The 17,644-nt window shown below is 71.0% G+C and carries 19 protein-coding genes and 1 tRNA gene; 7 read left to right on the top strand and 13 right to left on the bottom strand.

Translation table 11 applies throughout. The features are described 5' to 3' along the window. Positions 1 to 60 precede the first annotated feature (60 nt). Entirely contained in the window at positions 61 to 849 is a 789-nt protein-coding gene (locus tag ACZ6TD_RS29205) for a class E sortase (RefSeq protein WP_471342964.1), read from the bottom strand. 92 nt (positions 850 to 941) lie between these two features. Continuing rightward, complete coding sequence (locus tag ACZ6TD_RS29200; RefSeq protein ID WP_471342962.1) at positions 942 to 2,294, bottom strand: DUF445 domain-containing protein; 1,353 nt, start codon at positions 2,292 to 2,294, stop codon at positions 942 to 944. A gap of 247 nt (positions 2,295 to 2,541) precedes the next feature. Here ACZ6TD_RS29200 and ACZ6TD_RS29195 point away from each other — a divergent pair, with 247 nt between their 5' ends. Continuing rightward, complete coding sequence (locus tag ACZ6TD_RS29195) at positions 2,542 to 3,852, top strand: SGNH/GDSL hydrolase family protein (RefSeq protein ID WP_471342960.1); 1,311 nt, start codon at positions 2,542 to 2,544, stop codon at positions 3,850 to 3,852. Positions 3,853 to 3,908: 56 nt separating this feature from the next. Here the strand turns inward: ACZ6TD_RS29195 and ACZ6TD_RS29190 are convergent, their stop codons facing one another. The 5 genes from ACZ6TD_RS29190 to ACZ6TD_RS29170 all read right to left on the bottom strand — a co-directional run bounded on the left by ACZ6TD_RS29190 (position 3,909) and on the right by ACZ6TD_RS29170 (position 8,758). After that, positions 3,909 to 5,090 carry a UDP-N-acetylglucosamine--N-acetylmuramyl-(pentapeptide) pyrophosphoryl-undecaprenol N-acetylglucosamine transferase gene (locus ACZ6TD_RS29190; protein WP_471342957.1) on the bottom strand — a complete coding sequence of 394 codons (1,182 nt, stop codon included), beginning with the start codon at positions 5,088 to 5,090 and terminating at the stop codon, positions 3,909 to 3,911. A 54-nt stretch (positions 5,091 to 5,144) separates the two neighbouring features. Next, on the bottom strand, positions 5,145 to 5,951 hold the full coding sequence (locus ACZ6TD_RS29185; protein ID WP_471342954.1) for a DUF1707 SHOCT-like domain-containing protein: 807 nt from the start codon (positions 5,949 to 5,951) through the stop codon (positions 5,145 to 5,147). A 162-nt stretch (positions 5,952 to 6,113) separates the two neighbouring features. Continuing rightward, positions 6,114 to 7,142 carry an ABC transporter ATP-binding protein gene (locus tag ACZ6TD_RS29180; RefSeq protein ID WP_471342952.1) on the bottom strand — a complete coding sequence of 343 codons (1,029 nt, stop codon included), beginning with the start codon at positions 7,140 to 7,142 and terminating at the stop codon, positions 6,114 to 6,116. A gap of 4 nt (positions 7,143 to 7,146) precedes the next feature. After that, the gene (locus tag ACZ6TD_RS29175; RefSeq protein ID WP_471358131.1) at positions 7,147 to 7,911 is read right to left on the bottom strand and encodes an ABC transporter permease; all 765 of its coding nucleotides are present in this window, start codon (positions 7,909 to 7,911) and stop codon (positions 7,147 to 7,149) included. A 46-nt stretch (positions 7,912 to 7,957) separates the two neighbouring features. Further along, on the bottom strand, positions 7,958 to 8,758 hold the full coding sequence (locus ACZ6TD_RS29170; RefSeq protein ID WP_471342950.1) for an ABC transporter permease: 801 nt from the start codon (positions 8,756 to 8,758) through the stop codon (positions 7,958 to 7,960). A gap of 309 nt (positions 8,759 to 9,067) precedes the next feature. Between ACZ6TD_RS29170 and ACZ6TD_RS29165 the strand changes: the two genes are divergently transcribed. Beyond that, positions 9,068 to 11,413, top strand: a complete 2,346-nt coding sequence (locus ACZ6TD_RS29165) for a transglycosylase domain-containing protein (RefSeq protein ID WP_471342948.1) — start codon at positions 9,068 to 9,070, stop codon at positions 11,411 to 11,413. A 154-nt stretch (positions 11,414 to 11,567) separates the two neighbouring features. Here ACZ6TD_RS29165 and ACZ6TD_RS29160 read toward each other — a convergent pair whose 3' ends face one another. Then, on the bottom strand, positions 11,568 to 11,870 hold the full coding sequence (locus tag ACZ6TD_RS29160) for a GroES family chaperonin (protein WP_198270465.1): 303 nt from the start codon (positions 11,868 to 11,870) through the stop codon (positions 11,568 to 11,570). A 103-nt stretch (positions 11,871 to 11,973) separates the two neighbouring features. Next, the gene (locus ACZ6TD_RS29155; protein WP_471342946.1) at positions 11,974 to 12,336 is read right to left on the bottom strand and encodes a DUF3618 domain-containing protein; all 363 of its coding nucleotides are present in this window, start codon (positions 12,334 to 12,336) and stop codon (positions 11,974 to 11,976) included. A gap of 138 nt (positions 12,337 to 12,474) precedes the next feature. On the opposite strand from ACZ6TD_RS29155, the gene bcp reads away from it, so the two are divergent. Continuing rightward, the gene (gene bcp / locus ACZ6TD_RS29150) at positions 12,475 to 12,942 is read left to right on the top strand and encodes a thioredoxin-dependent thiol peroxidase (protein WP_471342944.1); all 468 of its coding nucleotides are present in this window, start codon (positions 12,475 to 12,477) and stop codon (positions 12,940 to 12,942) included. 58 nt (positions 12,943 to 13,000) lie between these two features. Continuing rightward, positions 13,001 to 13,084 (top strand) — tRNA-Leu (locus ACZ6TD_RS29145). A 66-nt stretch (positions 13,085 to 13,150) separates the two neighbouring features. On the opposite strand, the gene rdgB is transcribed toward ACZ6TD_RS29145, so the two are convergent. From rdgB to ACZ6TD_RS29125, 4 genes are all read right to left on the bottom strand, one after another. After that, positions 13,151 to 13,786: an RdgB/HAM1 family non-canonical purine NTP pyrophosphatase gene (rdgB, locus tag ACZ6TD_RS29140; protein WP_471342942.1), complete on the bottom strand. Its 636-nt coding sequence runs from the start codon at positions 13,784 to 13,786 to the stop codon at positions 13,151 to 13,153. A gap of 47 nt (positions 13,787 to 13,833) precedes the next feature. After that, positions 13,834 to 14,229 carry a hypothetical protein gene (locus ACZ6TD_RS29135; protein WP_471342940.1) on the bottom strand — a complete coding sequence of 132 codons (396 nt, stop codon included), beginning with the start codon at positions 14,227 to 14,229 and terminating at the stop codon, positions 13,834 to 13,836. 80 nt (positions 14,230 to 14,309) lie between these two features. Continuing rightward, a complete protein-coding gene (rph, locus tag ACZ6TD_RS29130) occupies positions 14,310 to 15,041 on the bottom strand; it encodes a ribonuclease PH (protein ID WP_471342938.1) in 732 nt (243 codons plus the stop codon). 86 nt (positions 15,042 to 15,127) lie between these two features. Then, entirely contained in the window at positions 15,128 to 15,361 is a 234-nt protein-coding gene (locus ACZ6TD_RS29125; protein WP_069863737.1) for a PTS sugar transporter subunit IIB, read from the bottom strand. Positions 15,362 to 15,558: 197 nt separating this feature from the next. Between ACZ6TD_RS29125 and ACZ6TD_RS29120 the strand changes: the two genes are divergently transcribed. The 3 genes from ACZ6TD_RS29120 (at position 15,559) to ACZ6TD_RS29110 (ending at position 17,633) form a co-directional block, all read left to right on the top strand. Beyond that, positions 15,559 to 15,942, top strand: a complete 384-nt coding sequence (locus ACZ6TD_RS29120; protein WP_471342934.1) for a PTS transporter subunit EIIC — start codon at positions 15,559 to 15,561, stop codon at positions 15,940 to 15,942. Continuing rightward, the gene (locus ACZ6TD_RS29115) at positions 15,939 to 17,204 is read left to right on the top strand and encodes a PTS transporter subunit EIIC (RefSeq protein ID WP_471342931.1); all 1,266 of its coding nucleotides are present in this window, start codon (positions 15,939 to 15,941) and stop codon (positions 17,202 to 17,204) included. The genes ACZ6TD_RS29120 and ACZ6TD_RS29115 overlap by 4 nt, the downstream gene beginning before the upstream one ends. 234 nt (positions 17,205 to 17,438) lie before the next feature. Continuing rightward, positions 17,439 to 17,633 (top strand): hypothetical protein, encoded by a 195-nt coding sequence (locus ACZ6TD_RS29110; RefSeq protein WP_069863733.1) that lies wholly within the window; start codon positions 17,439 to 17,441, stop codon positions 17,631 to 17,633. Positions 17,634 to 17,644: the final 11 nt, after the last annotated feature.

Genomic DNA, 17,644 nt, shown 5'->3' with positions numbered 1-17,644 from the left:
TGGGAAGGGGCGGGGAGGGGAACAGCCCGCCGCAGGCGTCACGGTCCGTCGGGCGCCCCTCTAGCGGCCCCCGCCGACATCCCGTGGGGCCGCGGCCTTCAGCCGGGCCCAGACCACCAGGCGGTAGCGGGAGGTGAATTCGGGGGTGCAGGTCGTCAGCGTGAGGTAGTAGCCCGGCTCGGTGTAGCGGTAGCGGGGGTGGGCGGAGCTGTACGGCACCCGCGCGATCACCGTGCCGTCGGCGGGCGAGGTGCGCGGCAGGGTGCGCTCGATCACGTACGTATAGCGGGCGTCGGCGGTGTCGATGCGCACCGTGTCGCCCGGGCGCACCTCGTCCAACTGCCGGAAGGGCTCGCCGTGGGTGTTGCGGTGGCCCGCGAGGGCGACGTTGCCCGCCTGGCCCGGCTGGGCGGTGCGCGGATAGTGGCCCACATAGCCCTTGTTGAGCACCGCCGCCCGGCTGACGCCCTCGGCGATGGGCACCGTAAGGCCGATACGCGGGATCCGGAGCACCGCGTACGCCTGGTCCCGGCGCGGCCCTTGGCCCCCGGCACCGCTCCCGGTCGACCGGTCACGGTCACGGTCACGGCCGCGGTCGCGTTCGTCCCCCTGAGCGGAATCGGCCGATCCGGTCGCCCCCGGTGTCGGCGTCGCGGACTCCCCCGCCCCGTCCTGCCACCGCCGCTCCAGCACCGACACCTCGTGCCGGGCGCCCGCCCTCGCCTGACGGTTGGTCCACCACAGCTGGTGGACGACGAAGAGCAGCACCACGACCCCGAGGGTGACGGCGAGCTCACCGGCCGTCCACAGCCCCCGGGCGAGCACGGCACGCCCTCCACGACGTCGCACGCGCGCACCATAGGTCAGGCCGCGCACACCTTCCAGAGACGTGACGCGGCAATCCGCCCGGCACCACGAGCCAACTGCCCGCCACCCGCGGACTATCCGCCCAGCGCCCGCGAGACCGTATAGATCACCAGCCCGGCCAGGGCACCCACCACCGTGCCGTTGATCCGGATGAACTGCAGATCCCGGCCGATGTGCGCCTCGATCTTCCGCGAGGTGTGGTCCGCGTCCCAGCTCGCCACCGTCTCGCTGATCAGCGAGGTGATCTCGTCCCGATACGTCGTCACCACATAGACGGCGGCGTCCTCCAGCCAGCCGTCGATCTTGTCCCGCAGCCGTCGGTCCGTCACCATCCGCCCGCCCAGCGACAGAATCGCCGCCCGCGCCCGCCGGCGCAGCTCGCTGCGCTCGTCCTCGGCCGCGGCGACGATCATCGCCCGCACCGAGGCCCAGGCCGAGGCGATGAGGTCCTGGACGTCGCCGCGCCCCAGCACCTCGCCCTTCACCCGCTCCACCCGCAGCCGGGTGTCGGTGTCGGACTGCAGGTCCCCGGCGAAGTCGGTGAGGAAGCGGTCCAGGGCGCCGCGCGCCGGATGGTCGGGCATGTCCCGCATCTCGGTCACGAAGCGCAGCAGTTCCTTGTAGACGCGCTCGCCGACCTTGCGGTCCACGAACCGCGGCGTCCAGCCGGGGGCGCCGCCGGTCACCGCCTGCATCACCGAGTCGTTGTGCTCCACCAGCCAGTCGTGGGCGCGCAGGCACACCAGGTCCACGGCGCGGCGGTGGCCGCCGTCCGCGACCACCCGCTCCAGCAACTTGCCCAGGCCCGGCGCGATCTCCTGGCTGTCGGCCCGGCGGGTGATCGCCTCGCCCACCACCGCCTGCACATCGGAGTCGCGCAGCACCGTGAGCGCGCCGCGCAGCGCGGTGGCCAGCTCGGCGGTCACCCGGTCGGCGTGCTCGGGCTCGGCGAGCCAGGTGCCGAGCCGACTGCCGATGCCGACCGCGCGCAGCCGCATCCGTACGACGTCACCGGAGAGGAAGTTCTCCCCGACGAACTCCCCGAGGCTGGCCCCGAGCTGGTCCTTCTTGGTGGGGATGATCGCCGTATGGGGGATGGGCAGCCGCATGGGCCGCCGGAAGAGCGCGGTGACCGCGAACCAGTCGGCCAGGGCGCCCACCATGCCCGCCTCGGCGGCCGCGGCCACATAGCCGGGCCAGCCGCCGATGCCGGAGGACCGCGCCCAGGTGGCGAGCACGTACACCAGTGCGACGCCGAGCAGCAGCCCGGTGGCGAACGCCTTCATCCGGCGCACCCCGCGCCGCCGCTCCGCGTCGAGGGGGCTGTCGGTGACGAAGGGCACAGCCGCGCCCCGAGACGGCGGGGCCGCCGTCTCACCAGTCGTTCTTCGCTCCATACGCTCCACCTGGTCGACCCGTCTCCGCATGCATTGTCTCTTTCCGGTCTCAGTCGCCCATGTGTGGAACGAACGGTGAGTTCCCGTCGTCTGTCTGGGGGAGCGACCCAGCACATTGGGGGCAGGCCGACGGGCGGAGCCGGGTCCCATCATGGGATCATGAGAGACCGACCGGACCGCATCGGCACTGCCGGATACCACCCGCCGTTCCCGTCCACTTCCGGAGCCTCGGGCTCCGTCTGCCCGAGGAGACAACCCGCCCATGAGCATGCCCCCTATGCCCAGACGCACGGGGTATGCCGTGCTCGCTGCGCTGGCGGCTGTGGTGATCCTCGTCTCCACCGCGATATTCATCGGGCTCGGTGGTGACAAGGGCGGTTCGGACCCCAGCGCGCAGGGGGCCCGCGGTTCGGCCGCCCCGGCCTCGGCCGGTGCCTGGGTGGGCACCTGGTCCACCTCGGCCGCGGCCGCCGAGCCGAGGACGCTGCGCGGCGGCCTCTCGGGCATGTCGATACGGAACGTGGTGCACACCAGCATCGGCGGCACCAGCGCCCGGATCCAGCTCTCGAACTTCTACAGCAGCCGTCCGCTGACCATCACACATGCCTCGGTGGCCCTGGCCGCCGCGCCCAGCAACCCCACCGCGGCCGCCGGCACCATGCGCCGTCTCACCTTCAACAACCGCACCTGGGTGACGATCCCGCCCGGTAAGGCCGCCACCAGCGACCCGGTGCGGCTCACCGTCCCGGACGCGGCCGATCTGCTGGTCACCACCTACACCCCGCAGGCGTCCGGCTCCGTGACCTACCACCCGCACGCCCGCCAGACGTCGTACATGGCGCGTGGCGACCGTACGGAGGACACGGCGGGCGCCGCCTACACCCAGCAGAGCCCGTACTGGCGCTATCTGACCGGTGTGGACGTGTGGTCCAAGCAGGCCGAGGGCGCCGTCGCGGTGCTGGGCGACTCGATCACCGACGGCATCACCTCCACCGCCGGGGCCAACCACCGGTGGACCGACTTCCTCGCCGAGCGGCTGCGCAGCGAGCCCGGGGCGCCCCGCTTCGGCGTGCTCAACCAGGGCATCAGCGGCAACCGCGTGCTGAGCGACGGCACGCAGTTCCCGCCCAACAACCCCAGTGGACTGTCCCGCTTCGACCGCGACGTGCTGTCCCGTACGGGCGTCAAGGCCGTGATCATCGAGCTGGGCGTCAACGACATACTCCGCATCCCCCACCAGACCGACCCCAACCGGATCGTGTGGGGCCTGAAGCGGCTGACCGAGCAGGCCCACGCCCGGGGCCTGCGGGTCATCGGAGCCACCCTGACGCCCTTCTACGGGCACCGCGGCTACACCCCCCAGCTGGACGCCGTGCGCGAGCAGGTCAACGCGCGGATCCGCGCCGGGAGGGTCTTCGACGAGGTCGTGGACTTCGACAAGGCGCTGCGCGACCCGATCAGCCCGCTGCGACTGCGCCCGATGTTCGACTCGGGCGACCATCTGCACCCCAGCGACGACGGCTACCGCGCGATGGCGCGGGCGCTGAACCTGGACCACCTGCGGGGCCGCACGGCCGCCGAGCTCTAGAGAGCCTCCTCTTCACCCCCCCCGGGCACCTCCCGTAGCCCCGGGCCCCGAACGGATCAGCCGCCGGACGCGGCGGACAGGAGTACGTCCACGAGCCTGTCCGCCGCGTCCGGCCGTCCGTGCGCCCGAGCCGCCTCCGCCATCCCCGCGCGCCGCGCCGGGTCGGTGAGGAGCGGCCCGAGGGCGTTCCGCAGCCGGTCCGCGGTGACGTCCCCGGTGAGCGCGACGGCGGCGCCGGCCTTCTCGAGGTGCTGGGCGTTGTGCGCCTGCTCGTTCCCCGCCGAGGAGGCCAGCGGCACGAACACGGCCGGCTTACCGAGGGCAGTGAGCTCCGCGAGAGTGCCGGCGCCGCTACGGGAGACCACCACGTCGGCAAGCGCCAGAACGTCGGGCAACTCCGGCCCGACGAACCCGGTGAGGTAGTACCGGCCCGCGAGGCCGGGCGGGAGCGCCGCGGCGTTCCCGCGCAGGGGCTCGACGTTCGCCGGCCCGCACTGGTGCACGATGTTGGCGCGCTCCAACAGCCACGGGAGGGCGTCCCGCACGACGTTGTTGATCTGCTGCGCGCCCTGGGCGCCGCCGGTGATGTAGAGCGTCGGGAGCCGCCGGTCGAAGCCGGTCAGCCCGAGGGCGGCGACCGCCTTGTCGGCGTGTCCGGTCAGGACCTCCGGCCGCACCGGGTTCCCGGTGACGACGGCAGCGGACCGTACGGCCTCCGGGAGGAGCGGCAGCGTCGACTCCGACGACACGGCGATGCGCGTCGCGGAGCCGGCGAGCTTCCGATTCGCCAGCCCGAGCCGCACGGTCTGTTCGTGCAGTACCAGCGGGCGCTTGCACATGCGGGCGGCCAGCCCGGCCGGAACGGCGACATACCCACCCGTCGCCAGGACGACGTCCGGCCGGAAGTCCGACACGGTCTTGCGGGCCTGGGCGACACCGAGCGGCACCCGCGCCATGTCCTTGACATTCGCCGGGCTGATCAACTTCAGCGGGTTCGCGGACCGGCGGATCTTGCCCGTCGCCACCGTTTTGAAGGCGATGCCCTCGGCCGGGGCGACGCGGGCCTCCAGCCCGTCAGGCGTGCCGATCCAGAGGACGTCGAGCGTGCGGCCATCGGCCGCCAGCCGGGCCCGCAATGCCCGGACCGCGGTCAACGCGGGGTAGGTGTGGCCGCCGGTGCCTCCCCCCGTGACGATGAGGCGGAAGGTACTCGGCAGACGGGAAGCGCGTTCATTCACCCCGCGCACCCTAGTCGCTCAGCCTCGGCCCGAGCGCATATTCCGGACAGCCCGCTAGCCAGACTGGTCCTCGCGGCGTTCCTTCTCCAGGGACAGGCGGCGCTCCGCACGCTCCTCACGCCACTCATCGCGCCGTGCGCCCCGCAGTTCCCGGCGCTCGGCGCGCAGCTCCTCCCGGCGCTCGGCCTTCAGCCGGCGGCGCTCCTCCTTCATGCGCTTGTGCTCCTCCTTACGGAGCTTGCGCTCGACGCTGACCCCGCCGAAGAGCGCGAGGCCGGTCACGGTCACCCGGGGCCCGGTGGGGTCCCCGTCGGCGGACCCGGTGTGGTCGAAACCGCCCATGAGACCGATGCCACTGACATGCGTCTCCAGGTCCGGCGGGACGATGATCTCTACCCCACCCATGAGGGCGAAGCAGCGGATCACCACATCGCGGCCCTCGAACCGGGCCTCGCGCAGATCGATCTCACCGCCGCCCATGACGGTGACGGCGGTGAAGGCACGCGGGACGGTCCAGGTCCCCTTGCGCTGGAAGCCGCCCATGATCGCCACGGCCCACTTCGAGGTCGGGGTGCCGCCGATCCGCTCGGCCCAGCCGGTGCGGTCGGCGGGGGACGGCGGGGCCGGAGCGGCGCTGCCGGGCACCGGGAGGTCCCGTACCAGCGGCTCCAGCTCGCCATGGGTGCGTGCCGCGTAGGCCGCGCTCAGCCGCTCCTCGAACTCCTCCATGTCCAGGCGGCCTTCGGCGACCCCCTCGCGGAGAACTTCGGCGATCCGCTCACGCTCGGCGTCCGAGGCCCGCATCCCGGCCGGATCCGGGAGGTCGGGGCTCGCCCCCTGGGAAGAACCAGCGCTCGTCATACGGACAGACTAATGGCGGGCACCGGCCCTGACCCCTCTCACACACCGTGCCCCCGCCGTTCGCGCACCGCGTGCCCTTGCCCTCTCACACACCGCGCCCCGGTCGTTCTCGCGCACCGCACCCTGGCCCACGCACACACCGCGCCCTGGCCCCGCCCCGGCCTAGGCTCGCCCCGCCCGGTCCTCCGCCCCGTGCAGCATCCTCGCGATGACGTCCTCGATCTCGGGCTCGCGCACCGAGAGGTCCACCAGCGGATAGCCGTCGGCCACCGCCGCCACGATCGGCGCCGCGCTGCTGGTCGCCGGGAAGGCCAGCCACTGCCGGGGCCCCTCGACCCGCACCGTCCGGGCGCCGGGGACCTCGATGGGCGGCAGCTCCCGCTCCAGGTCGACCACGAGGGTGCGTTCGCTCTCGCCCACCGCGTGCAGCCCGTCCAGCCCGCCGTCGTAGACCAGCCGCCCGTGGTCGATGACCATCACCCGCTTGCACAGCAGCTCGATGTCGGTCAGGTCGTGGGTGGTGAGCAGCACGGTGGTGCCCTGCTCGGCGTTCACCTCGCGCAGGAACTCCCGCACCTTCGCCTTGCTGACCACGTCGAGCCCGATGGTCGGCTCGTCGAGATAGAGCACCTCGGGGTCGTGCAGCAGGGCGGCCGCGATATCGCCGCGCATCCGCTGGCCGAGCGAGAGCTGACGCACCGGCACGTCCAACAGCGCGCCGAGGTTGAGCAGTTCCACACAGCGGTCCAGGTTGTGGCGGTAGCGGTCGTCGGGGATCCGGTACATCCGCCGCACCAGCGCGTACGAGTCGCGCAGCGGCAGGTCCCACCACAGGGTGGTGCGCTGCCCGAAGACCACCCCGATCCGGCGCGCGAGTTTCGTCCGCTCCCTGGAGGGGTCGATTCCGGCGACCCTGAGCCGCCCGCCGCTGGGCACCAGGATCCCGGTCAGCATCTTGATGGTGGTGGACTTCCCGGCGCCGTTCGGGCCGATGTAGCCCACCATCTCGCCGCGCGGCACCCGGAAGCTGATCCCGTCCACGGCGCGCACCTCGCGGCGCTCACGGCGCATCAGCCCGGCCTTGCGCCGCACCTGGAACACCTTCTCGACGCCGTCGAGCTCGATCAGATCACCCACGGCACTCCCCGTGCCCTTCGCCACGGCATCCCCGACGCCATTCCCCACGCCCATCCCCTCAGCTCCCCGTGCTCTGATACGCCCGCAGCCCCGCCCGCCACGCCAGCCCCGCCACCGCACAGCAGCCGCACGCGACCAGCGGCGCCGCGAAGCCGATCCAGGCCGGGAGCCCCAGCGGATCGGGGCGGCCCAGGATGTGCAGCGCCGGCAGCCAGTTGACGAAGGCCAGCGGGATGACGAAGGTGACGCCCCGCAGCAGCTCCTTGCCGAAGACCGTCGGCGGGTACTCCAGCAGCGTGGTCCCGCCGAAGGTGAAGGCGTTCTGCACCTCGGAGGCGTCCTTGGCCCAGAACTGGAAGGCGCCGCCGACCACGAACAGCGCCCCGAAGATGGCGCCCCCGCTCAGCAGCATCACCGGCACCAGCAGCACCCGGTCCACCGTCCAGTCGATGTCCAGCCGGGCCAGCGACCAGCCGAGCAGCACCGCCCCCTGGGTGATCCGGCCCAGCCGGCGCAGCGCGAAGCGGTCGGCGGCCACTTGGGCGAGTATCGGCACCGGCCGCACCAGCAGGGTGTCCATCGTGCCGTCCCGCACCCGCTGCCCCAGTCGGCCCATGGTGCCCAGCGTGAGATCGGCGAGGCCGAAGGCGACGCTGGTGGTGCCGTAGAGGAAGGCGACCTCATCCAGGGTGAAGCCGCCCAGTTCCCCGATGTGGGTGAACATCAGCGCGATGGCGACGAAGTCAAGACCGGTCGCGAGGAAGTTCCCCAGCGTCATGATCAGGAACGAGGTGCGATACGCCATCGTGGAGCGCACCCACATCCCGACGATCAGACCGTAGGCCCGCAGCCCGGTGGACACGGCGGACTCAGCCACCCTGGACCACCACCTTCCGGGTCGCCGCCGACTGCAGCGCCCGCCCGGCCGCCAGCAGCGCCACCGCCCACCCCGCCTGGAAGGCGAACGCCCCCAGCAGCCCCGGCCCCCGGCGCTCCTCCAAAAAGACGTCCGCGGGCACCTGGAGCATCGCCGCCCAGGGCAGCGCGCGGGCTATCTCGCCGAGCTGCCCGGGGAAGACGTTGAGCGGCAGGATCATCCCGGAGAAGAACAGGCACAGCAGCCCGCTCAGCAGGGACAGCCCCGTCCCGTCGAGCAGCCAGAAGGAGGCGAGCGACACCAGATAGCGCACCGCGAAGCCGACGCACACCGCGAGCGCCACGGCGAGCAGGAACCACAGCCAGGTCAAGGGCGAGGCGGGCAGCCTCAGTTCGAACACCAGCGCCCCGACGGCCATCGGCACCACACCGCGCCCCAGCAGTTGGAACAGTGCCCGGCCGAGCTCGGTGGCCAGCCACCACATCTGGAGGTCGACCGGGCGGTAGAGGTCCACGGCGATGTCCCCGGAGCGGATGCGCTCCTGGAGCTCCTCCTGGAAGCCGCCGCCCATCAGCGCCACGGCCGCCAGCAGCGCCTGGCCGAGCCAGACGAAGGTCAGCGCCTGGGCGAGGTCGTAGCCGCCGAGGTGCGGCCGCTCGTCCCACAGCGCGGTGTAGGTGTAGGCGAGGATGAAGCCGAAAACGGTGTTGGTGAAGACCCCGGCCACCGTGGCGACCCGATACGTCGCGTAGCGTTTGAAGCCGCTGACCGCGACGGCCGTGTACAGCCGCATCCGCCCGTGTCTCCCTCCCTGACCGTACCGACCGGCCCGACCGACCGGCCCGACCGCACCGCCCCGACCGGCGCCAAAATCCGGAGCCTAGTGGGGTGACGGGAGAGACGGCCACGCATTATTCACCGGATGGTGTGAGCGGAATCATTCATTCCACCGGTCACAGACCAGTCACAGGTGCGCGCCACGTCCTCGGCCCGGAACGGATGATGCGACAGTGTTTTATCGGGCGTACGACGCGAATCGCCCGACCGTGCACGATCCCGCCGCCGCGCAACCCTCGACGGCGGCCGAGGAGTCTCAGGAGACATGAGCGACGAGCCCCAGTTGATCGATGGTGGCGCGGCCGGAACGGGTGACCGGCCCGGCACCGGCGATGGCAACCACGACACGCCGCACCGCGCGGACGGCCTGACGGTGGGCAGACCGGCCACGGGCAGAAAGGGGCGTCCCCAGCGCACCGGATGGCGCCGTCTGCTGCCCACCTGGCGCATGGTCCTCGGGGGCTTCCTGCTGATCGTCCTGCTGATCGCGGGCGGGCTCGTCACCGGCTATCTGCTCGTCGAGATCCCCCCGGCCAACCAGGCCGCCATCGCCCAGAGCAATGTCTTCCTCTACTCCGACGGCTCCCCGCTGGCCCGCGAGGGCACGGTCAACCGGGAGAACGTCCAGCTCAGCCAGGTGCCCAAGCGGATCCAGCACGCGGTGCTGGCGGCCGAGGACCGGGACTTCTACGCGGAGTCGGCCATCGACCCCCAGGCCATGCTCCGGGCCGCCTGGAACACCGCCACCGGCAAGGGCAAGCAGTCCGGCTCCACCATCACCCAGCAGTATGTGAAGAACTACTACCTGGACCAGGAGCAGACGGTCACCCGCAAGGCCAAGGAGTTCTTCATCGCGATCAAGCTGGACCGCGAGGTGAGCAAGGACAAGATCCTGGAGGGCTACCTCAACACCAGCTACTTCGGGCGCAACGCCTACGGCATCCAGGCCGCCGCCCAGGCGTACTACGGCAAGGACATCGGCGATCTCAACACCGCCCAGGGCGCGTATCTCGCCACCCTGCTGAACGCCCCCAGCTCCTACGACATCGTCGCCCACCCGCAGAACAAGGGCCGGGCCATGGCCCGCTGGAACTACGTCCTCGACGGCATGGTGAAGAAGCACTGGCTGAGCAGGGCCGAGCGGCAGAAGATGACCTTCCCCGGGCCCTCCGAGGCCAAGGCCGCCTCCGGCATGTCCGGCCAGCGCGGCTATCTCGTCGAGGCCGTCGAGGACTACCTCACCAGCAACGGGATCATCGACGAGCAGACCCTGGCGCGCGGCGGCTACCGCATCACCACCACGATCGACAAGGACAAGCAGGACGCCTTCACGGAGGCCGTGCGCGACCGGCTGATGAGCAAGCTCAGCAAGGACCGCAAGGTCGACGCCTACGTCCGCGCGGGCGGCGCCTCGATCGATCCCAAGACCGGGAAGGTGGTCGCCCTCTACGGCGGGATCGACTACACCAAGCAGTTCGTCAACAACGCGACCCGCCGTGACTACCAGGTGGGATCCACCTTCAAGCCATTCGTCTTCACCTCGGCGGTGCGCTACGGCGCCACCACCCAGGACGGCCAGACGATCACTCCGGACACCCTCTACAACGGTGACAACAAGCGCGAGGTCATCGGCTCCGACGGGCCCACCGGCTACGCCCCCGCCAACGAGGACGACGTCGACTACGGCGACATCGACGTCACCACGGCCACCGACAACTCGGTGAACTCGGTGTACGCGCAGATGGCCGAGGACGTCGGCCCCTCCAAGGTCAAGCAGACCGCCATCGACCTGGGCATCCCCAGGAGCACCCCCGATCTGCACGCCTCCCCCTCGATCGCGCTCGGCCCGGCCACCGCGAGCGTGCTGGACATGACCGAGGCGTACGCGACCCTCGCCAACCACGGCGAGCACGGCCGGTACAGCCTGGTCGAGGAGGTCACCAAGGACGGGGCGCGGATCAAGCTCCCGGCGCGGGAGAGCCGCCAGGCCATTCCGCGCGGCGCCGCCGACACCACCACCTCGATACTGCAGAGCGTGGTCGACGGCGGCACCGGCACCGCCGCCCAGGCCGCCGAGCGCCCGGCGGCGGGCAAGACCGGCACCGCGGAGGAGGACAAGGCCGCCTGGTTCGCGGGCTACACCCCGGATCTGGCGACCGTGGTCGCGGTGATGGGCCAGGACTCCAATACGGGCGTGCAGAAGTCGCTGTACGGGGCGACGGGCCTGGAGCGGATCAACGGCGGCGGCTACCCCGCCGAGATCTGGGCGCAGTACACGGCGGGGGCGCTGGACGGCAAGGAACCGGCCGAGTTCGATCTGCGGCTGGAGGACGGCGCGGACGCCCCCGACGGCTCCCAGACCAGCCCGCAGCCCCCGGGCTCCCTGCCGCCGGTGGTCACCACTCCCCCGACCGACACCCCGCCGGACACCTCGGTCCCCACCGCGCCGACCGACACCCCGCCGACCCTGCCGACGGACGAGCCGCCGATCACCACCCCGCCGACGGACTTCCCCACCGGCGGGCCGACGACCGAGCCCGGCCCGGGCGGTCCCGGCGACCCGGGTGGGCCGGGTGATCCGGGCGACCCAGGAGGCCCGGTGGGCGGCTGAGGGGCGCCCTGAAGGGGCGCGGGGGAGGCGCTTACGGGGACGCCTGCGGCGGGCTGATCCCCTCTCCCCCCGCCCCTTCCCGTAACAGGGGCTGGGGCGGGGAGGGGAACAGCGCGCCGCAGGCGTCACGACCCGGCGGGCACCCCTAGGGGGTCTACAGGTAGAGCCCCGTGGAGTCGTCCGCGCCCTCCAGCCGCTCGGCGGCCACGGCGTGCAGATCGCGCTCCCGCATCAGCACGTAGGCGACCCCGCGGACCTCGACCTCGGCCCGGTCCTCCGGGTCGTAGAGCACCCGGTCACCGGGCTCCACGGTCCGTACGCTCTGCCCGACCGCGACCACCTCGGCCCAGGCCAGCCGCCTGCCGACCGCCGCGGTGGCGGGGATGACGATTCCGCCGGACGACCGGCGCTCGCCCTCCGGGATGTCGGTGCGGACCAGCACGCGGTCGTGCAGCATCCGGATGGGCAGCTTGTCATGGGTCGTGTTCGCACTCACGCCATGACCGTACCTGGCCGGAGGACGGGATGACGCCTCAGGGCCGGAGCCCGCCGTCCTTCCCTCACCGGCGCCGCTTGCCGCACCACGAGGAGCGGGACGCCTTGGCGGACCGGGAGGACCTGGCCGAGAGCGCGAGCAGGCCGACCAGCCCGGCCACGAGGAGCGCGGCCGGCACGATCCGCTCCATGCGGGGCCCGCCCTCCTCCGACACCAGCTGGCCGCGCACGCCCGTCACCACTCGGTTGACGGACACATACGCCCGCCCGGCGGTCCGGTCCACGGCCGACGCCGCCTTCGCCTTCGCGTCCCCGATGATCGTCTTCGGGTGCACCCGCACCCCGATCTCGTCGAGCGTCACGGCGAGCTCCTGCCGCCTGCGGGCGATGTCCGCCTCGATCTGCGCAGGGGTCCTGGCATCCGACACCGCGCTGCCTCCGTCAATCTCGATGATTCGTAGTGGACAGTCTGTCAGCTCGCTCTCCTCGCCGCCCCGCGGCACCCCCGGACGGGAAGCTGGCTAATGTCGGGTGTGTACCCCCGATACCACGAGGAGCACCTGACCATGAGCGAGCGACTGCAGCCCGGCGACACCGCCCCCGCCTTCACCCTCCCCGACGCGGACGGCAAGCAGGTCTCGCTCGCCGACCACGCCGGCCGCAAGGTGATCGTCTACTTCTACCCCGCGGCCCTCACCCCCGGCTGCACCAAGCAGGCGTGCGACTTCACCGACAACCTCGAGTTCCTCTCCGGCCACGGCTACGACGTCATCGGCATCTCGCCCGACAAGCCGGAGAAGCTGGCCACGTTCCGCGACCAGGAGGGCCTGAAGGTCACCCTGCTCGCGGACCCCTCCAAGGAGACCCTGGAGGCGTACGGCGCCTTCGGCGAGAAGAAGCTCTACGGCAAGACGGTGACGGGCGTGATCCGCTCCACCGTCATCGTGGACGAGCAGGGCAAGGTCGAGCGCGCCCTCTACAACGTGAAGGCCACCGGCCACGTCGCCAAGATCATCAAAGACCTGGGGCTGTGACGGACCCGGGGTTCCGGCCCCGGCCCCCGTTCACCAGGCGATACCATGACCGTGCCGAGCGGCCGTGATGGAATTGGCAGTCATGCTGGGTTTAGGTCCCAGTGGGGTAACTCCCGTGAGGGTTCGAGTCCCTCCGGCCGCACGCCACGCATACACGGGCCCGGTCCGCCTCAGCGCGGGCCGGGCCCGCGGCGCTCTCCGGGGCCGCTCACCCCAGGAGTTCGCGGACGACCGGGGCGATGGCGCGGAACGCCTTGCCGCGGTGGCTGATGGCGTTCTTCTCGTCGGGGGTCAGTTCGGCGCAGGTGCGGGTCTCGCCGTGGGGCTGGAGGACCGGGTCGTAGCCGAAACCCCCGCCGCCCACGGGCTCGTGGCGGAGGTTGCCGGTGAGCCGGCCGGAGACCACGCGCTCGGTACCGTCGGGGAGGGCGAGGGCGGCGGCGCATTCGAAGTGGGCGCCGCGGTGTTCGTCGGGGACGTCGGCGAGCTGGGCCAGCAGCAGATCGAGGTTGGCGCGGTCGTCGCCGTGCCGGCCCGACCAGCGGGCCGAGAAGATGCCGGGGGCGCCGCCGAGGACGTCCACGCACAGGCCGGAGTCGTCGGCGATGGCGGGGTGGCCGGTGGCCCGGGCCAGGGCGTGGGCCTTGAGGAGGGCGTTCTCCGCGAAGGTCACGCCGGTCTCCTTGACGTCCGGGACCTCCGGATAGGCGTCGGCCCCGACGAGTTCGACGTCGAGGCCGGTCTCGCCCAGGATCGAGCGCAGCTCGGTGATCTTGTAGGCGTTGCGGGTCGCGAGGATGAGACGGCGGGGGTGCGGAGGGTGTCCCTCAGTGCGTTGCTGCATAACTCTCGATTATCGAGGGTGCGTGGCTCGTGCCGATCGAGGGGCGGTCAGGGCGAGCAGACGTTGGTCAGTTCGCCCGCGGCGTCCTTGACCGGGGTCAGATCGGGGTGCTCGCCGCTGTTCACGGACTTCTGGACGTTCTCCACGGCTTTCTGGAGGTCGTCGACGGCCTTGCCGACGTCCGCGTTGTCGGTGCGGTCGCCCACCTTGTCGATGTCCTTGTCGAGGGAGTCCAGGATCTTGTCGGCCTGCTGCGGGTCGACGGCGGCGCCGGTCAGGGCGTCCTGGAGGTTGTCCACGTCGTTGGATATCTCGACCGCGAGCTGGGCGCAGTCCAGGGCCTTCTCCACCGCGCCGCAGCCCACGGTGACCGGCACGGCGAGCGCGACGGCGGCGAGGGCGGTGACGGCGGTGGTACGGCGGTGACGGTGGCGCGGCGCCATGGAGTGGGTCCTTCCCCGGAGAGAGGTGCTGGTACCTGACTAAACGCCAGGCGCCGCGCGACGGTTGCCCGGTGCCGCCGTCAGTTCTCCTCGGCCAGTGCCGCGCGCTGGATTCCGGACAGGGTGTCGCAGCCAGCCACGGCGAGGTCCAGCAGCCCGTTCAGCTCCTCGCGGGCGAAGGGCTCGCCCTCGGCGGTGCCCTGCACCTCGACGAAGCGTCCGTCACCGGTACAGACCACGTTCATGTCGGTCTCGGCGCGCACGTCCTCCTCGTAACAGAGGTCGAGCAGGGGGACGCCGCCGACGATGCCGACGCTGACGGCGGAGACGGTGCCGGTCAGCGGCTGCCGGCTGGCCTTGATCAGCTTCTTCCCCCGGGCCCAGCCGATGGCGTCGGCCAGGGCCACATAGGCGCCGGTGATGGCGGCGGTGCGGGTGCCGCCGTCGGCCTGGAGGACATCGCAGTCCAGGACGATGGTGTTCTCGCCGAGCGCCTTGTAGTCGATGACGGCGCGCAGCGAGCGGCCGATGAGCCGGGAGATCTCATGCGTACGGCCGCCGATCTTGCCGCGGACGGACTCGCGGTCGCCCCGGGTGTTGGTGGCGCGCGGCAGCATCGCGTACTCCGCGGTGACCCAGCCCTCGCCGCTGCCCTTGCGCCAGCGCGGCACGCCCTCGGTGACGCTCGCGGTGCACAGGACACGCGTATCGCCGAAGGAGACGAGGACCGAGCCCTCGGCATGCTTGCTCCAACCGCGCTCGATGGTCACGGGGCGGAGCTGGTCGGGGGTGCGGCCGTCGATACGAGACATGGGATGAGCCTATCGGCATCGCGCGGGCCCCCGGTCCGCGTCCGGCGCGGGCCCCGCCCCGGGGACGGCGCGGTGGGCTCAGCGGCTCACATCAGGTCTTCGATCTCGGCGGCGACGGGGTCCGCGTCGGTGCCGATGACCACCTGGATCGCGCTGCCCATCTTCACCACGCCATGGGCGCCCGCGGCCTTCAGCAGCGCCTCGTCGACCAGGGAGACGTCCTTGACCTCGGTACGGAGTCGGGTGATGCAGCCCTCGACCTCGACGATGTTGTCGATGCCGCCGAGCCCCTCGACGATCTTCTCAGCCTTGCTGGCCATGTTCGCTCCCTGTCATCCGTTCGCCATGCGGCAAGTGGTCTACACCATTATGTGGGCGAAGACGTTACACGTCACTTGGAACGATAGATTCCTTCATCGGATCCCTCCGTGCTACAACAGGTCTACACCACATGTGGTTTAGACCATAAAGCGGGCCGTTCCTTCCCCCGAGAGCCCGCCTCACCAGGAGGAATCCGATGAGTACGGCCACCGCCAAGGCGGCGCCCGCCCAGAAGCGGGGTGCCGGCCTGTTCCAGGGACTCCAGAAGGTCGGCCGCAGCCTTCAGCTGCCGATCGCGGTCCTGCCCGCCGCCGGAATCATGGTCCGGCTCGGACAGCCCGATGTGTTCGGCGCCGACGGACTGGGCTGGGACAAGGTCGCCGCCGTGTTCAACAACGCCGGCGGCGCGCTCACCGGCGCCCTTCCGCTGCTGTTCTGCGTCGGAGTGGCCATCGGGTTCGCCAAGAAGTCGGACGGCTCCACCGCGCTGGCCGCCGTGGTCGGGTTCCTCCGGCCAGAGACCCTGCCGTCCCCTTCCGTGGTTCCCGGGCGGCGCCTTGTCCAGTGGAGGAACTCGTGACGACGACCAGCAGCGCCCCCGCGGCGGAGAAGAAGACGGGCGCCACTGTGATGGCTGCGCTCCAGCGCATCGGCCGCAGCCTGATGCTGCCGGTTGCGGTGCTGCCCGCCGCCGCCCTCCTGGTGCGCCTCGGCAACACCGACATGCTCGGCCGCCCGGAGTTCCCCGCCTTCATGACGAAGATCGCCTCCTTCATGGCCGCCGGCGGCAACGCGATCCTCGACAACATGCCGCTGCTGTTCGCCGTGGGCATCGCGATCGGCTTCGCGAAGAAGTCGGACGGCTCGACCGCCCTCGCAGCGGTCGTCGGCTACCTGGTCTTCAAGAACGTGCTCGGCACCTTCACCGACAAGAGCCTGCCGAAGGTGGCGACGGCCGTCGACGGCAAGGTCGTCATGGTGGACGCCCCGGCCGACGCCAAGGTGCTCGGCGGTGTGGTGATGGGGCTCGCCGTCGCGCTGCTCTACCAGCGCTTCTACCGCACCAAGCTGCCGGACTGGGCGGGCTTCTTCGGCGGCCGTCGGCTGGTCCCGATCCTGGCGGCCCTCGCCGGCCTGGTCCTCGGCATCGTCTTCGGCTACATCTGGCCGGTCCTCGGCACCGGTCTGCACAACTTCGGTGAATGGCTGGTGGGTTCGGGCTCCATCGGCGCCGGCATCTTCGGTGTCGCCAACCGCGCGCTGATCCCGATCGGCATGCACCACCTGCTGAACTCGTTCCCCTGGCTGCAGGCGGGCGACTACCACGGCAAGAGCGGTGACATCGCGCGCTTCCTGGCCGGCGACCCAACCGCGGGCCAGTTCCTGACCGGCTTCTTCCCGGTCATGATGTTCGGGCTCCCGGCCGCCTGCCTCGCCATCGTGCACTGCGCCCGCCCGGAGCGCCGCAAGGTGGTCGGCGGCATGATGCTCTCGCTCGCGCTGACATCCTTCGTCACCGGCGTCACCGAGCCGATCGAGTTCACCTTCATGTTCATCGCGCCGGTCCTGTACGCGATCCACGCGGTCCTCACCGGAATATCCATGGCTCTGACCTGGTCGCTGGGCATGCGGGACGGTTTCGGCTTCTCGGCCGGCGTGATCGACTGGGCTCTGAACCTGGGCATCGCGAGCAACCCGTTCGGACTGATGCTGGTGGGCCTGTGCTTTGGCGTCGTCTACTACGCCATCTTCCGCTTCGCCATCACCAAATTCAATCTGCCAACCCCGGGCCGGGAGTCGGACGAGGAGCTGGCAGAAATTCTGAAAGCCGAGGCCAAGTAGGACTTTCCCGAAACTCGAGCAACCGAATTCCCCGACCGCACCGCGGATCGGGGAATCGGTGTACCCGCTCCGTGAATCCCACCGAAAGCCCCCTGTTTACCAGACGCAATTTCCGGTCCGGAAGATGCAGTGATCGTTATCACGGACCCCACTCCTTGATCACTCCGAAATCCCCTGTCTAAGGTTTCGACCAGGTCGATCACGGCCGAGACCGACAACAAGTGGGGAAAAACGATGAGCCTGCAAGCTCTGCGTGAGCTGAAGTTCGCCGCTCTCAGCGACGAGGAGGCGGCCGCCGCCTCCGGCGAAGGCAAGAAGCCGAGCCGCGCCCAGTGCGAGTGGATTTTCGCTCAGATCGGCAATCCTATGGGCTGCAGCTACGGCGACTACTACAAGCTCTGGAAGTCGCTGGGCTGCGACAAGCTGTAGTAAGGATACGC

The sequence above is a fragment of the Streptomyces yongxingensis genome (assembly GCF_055597465.1).
This window is presented reverse-complemented; position numbering and strand designations above follow the sequence as displayed.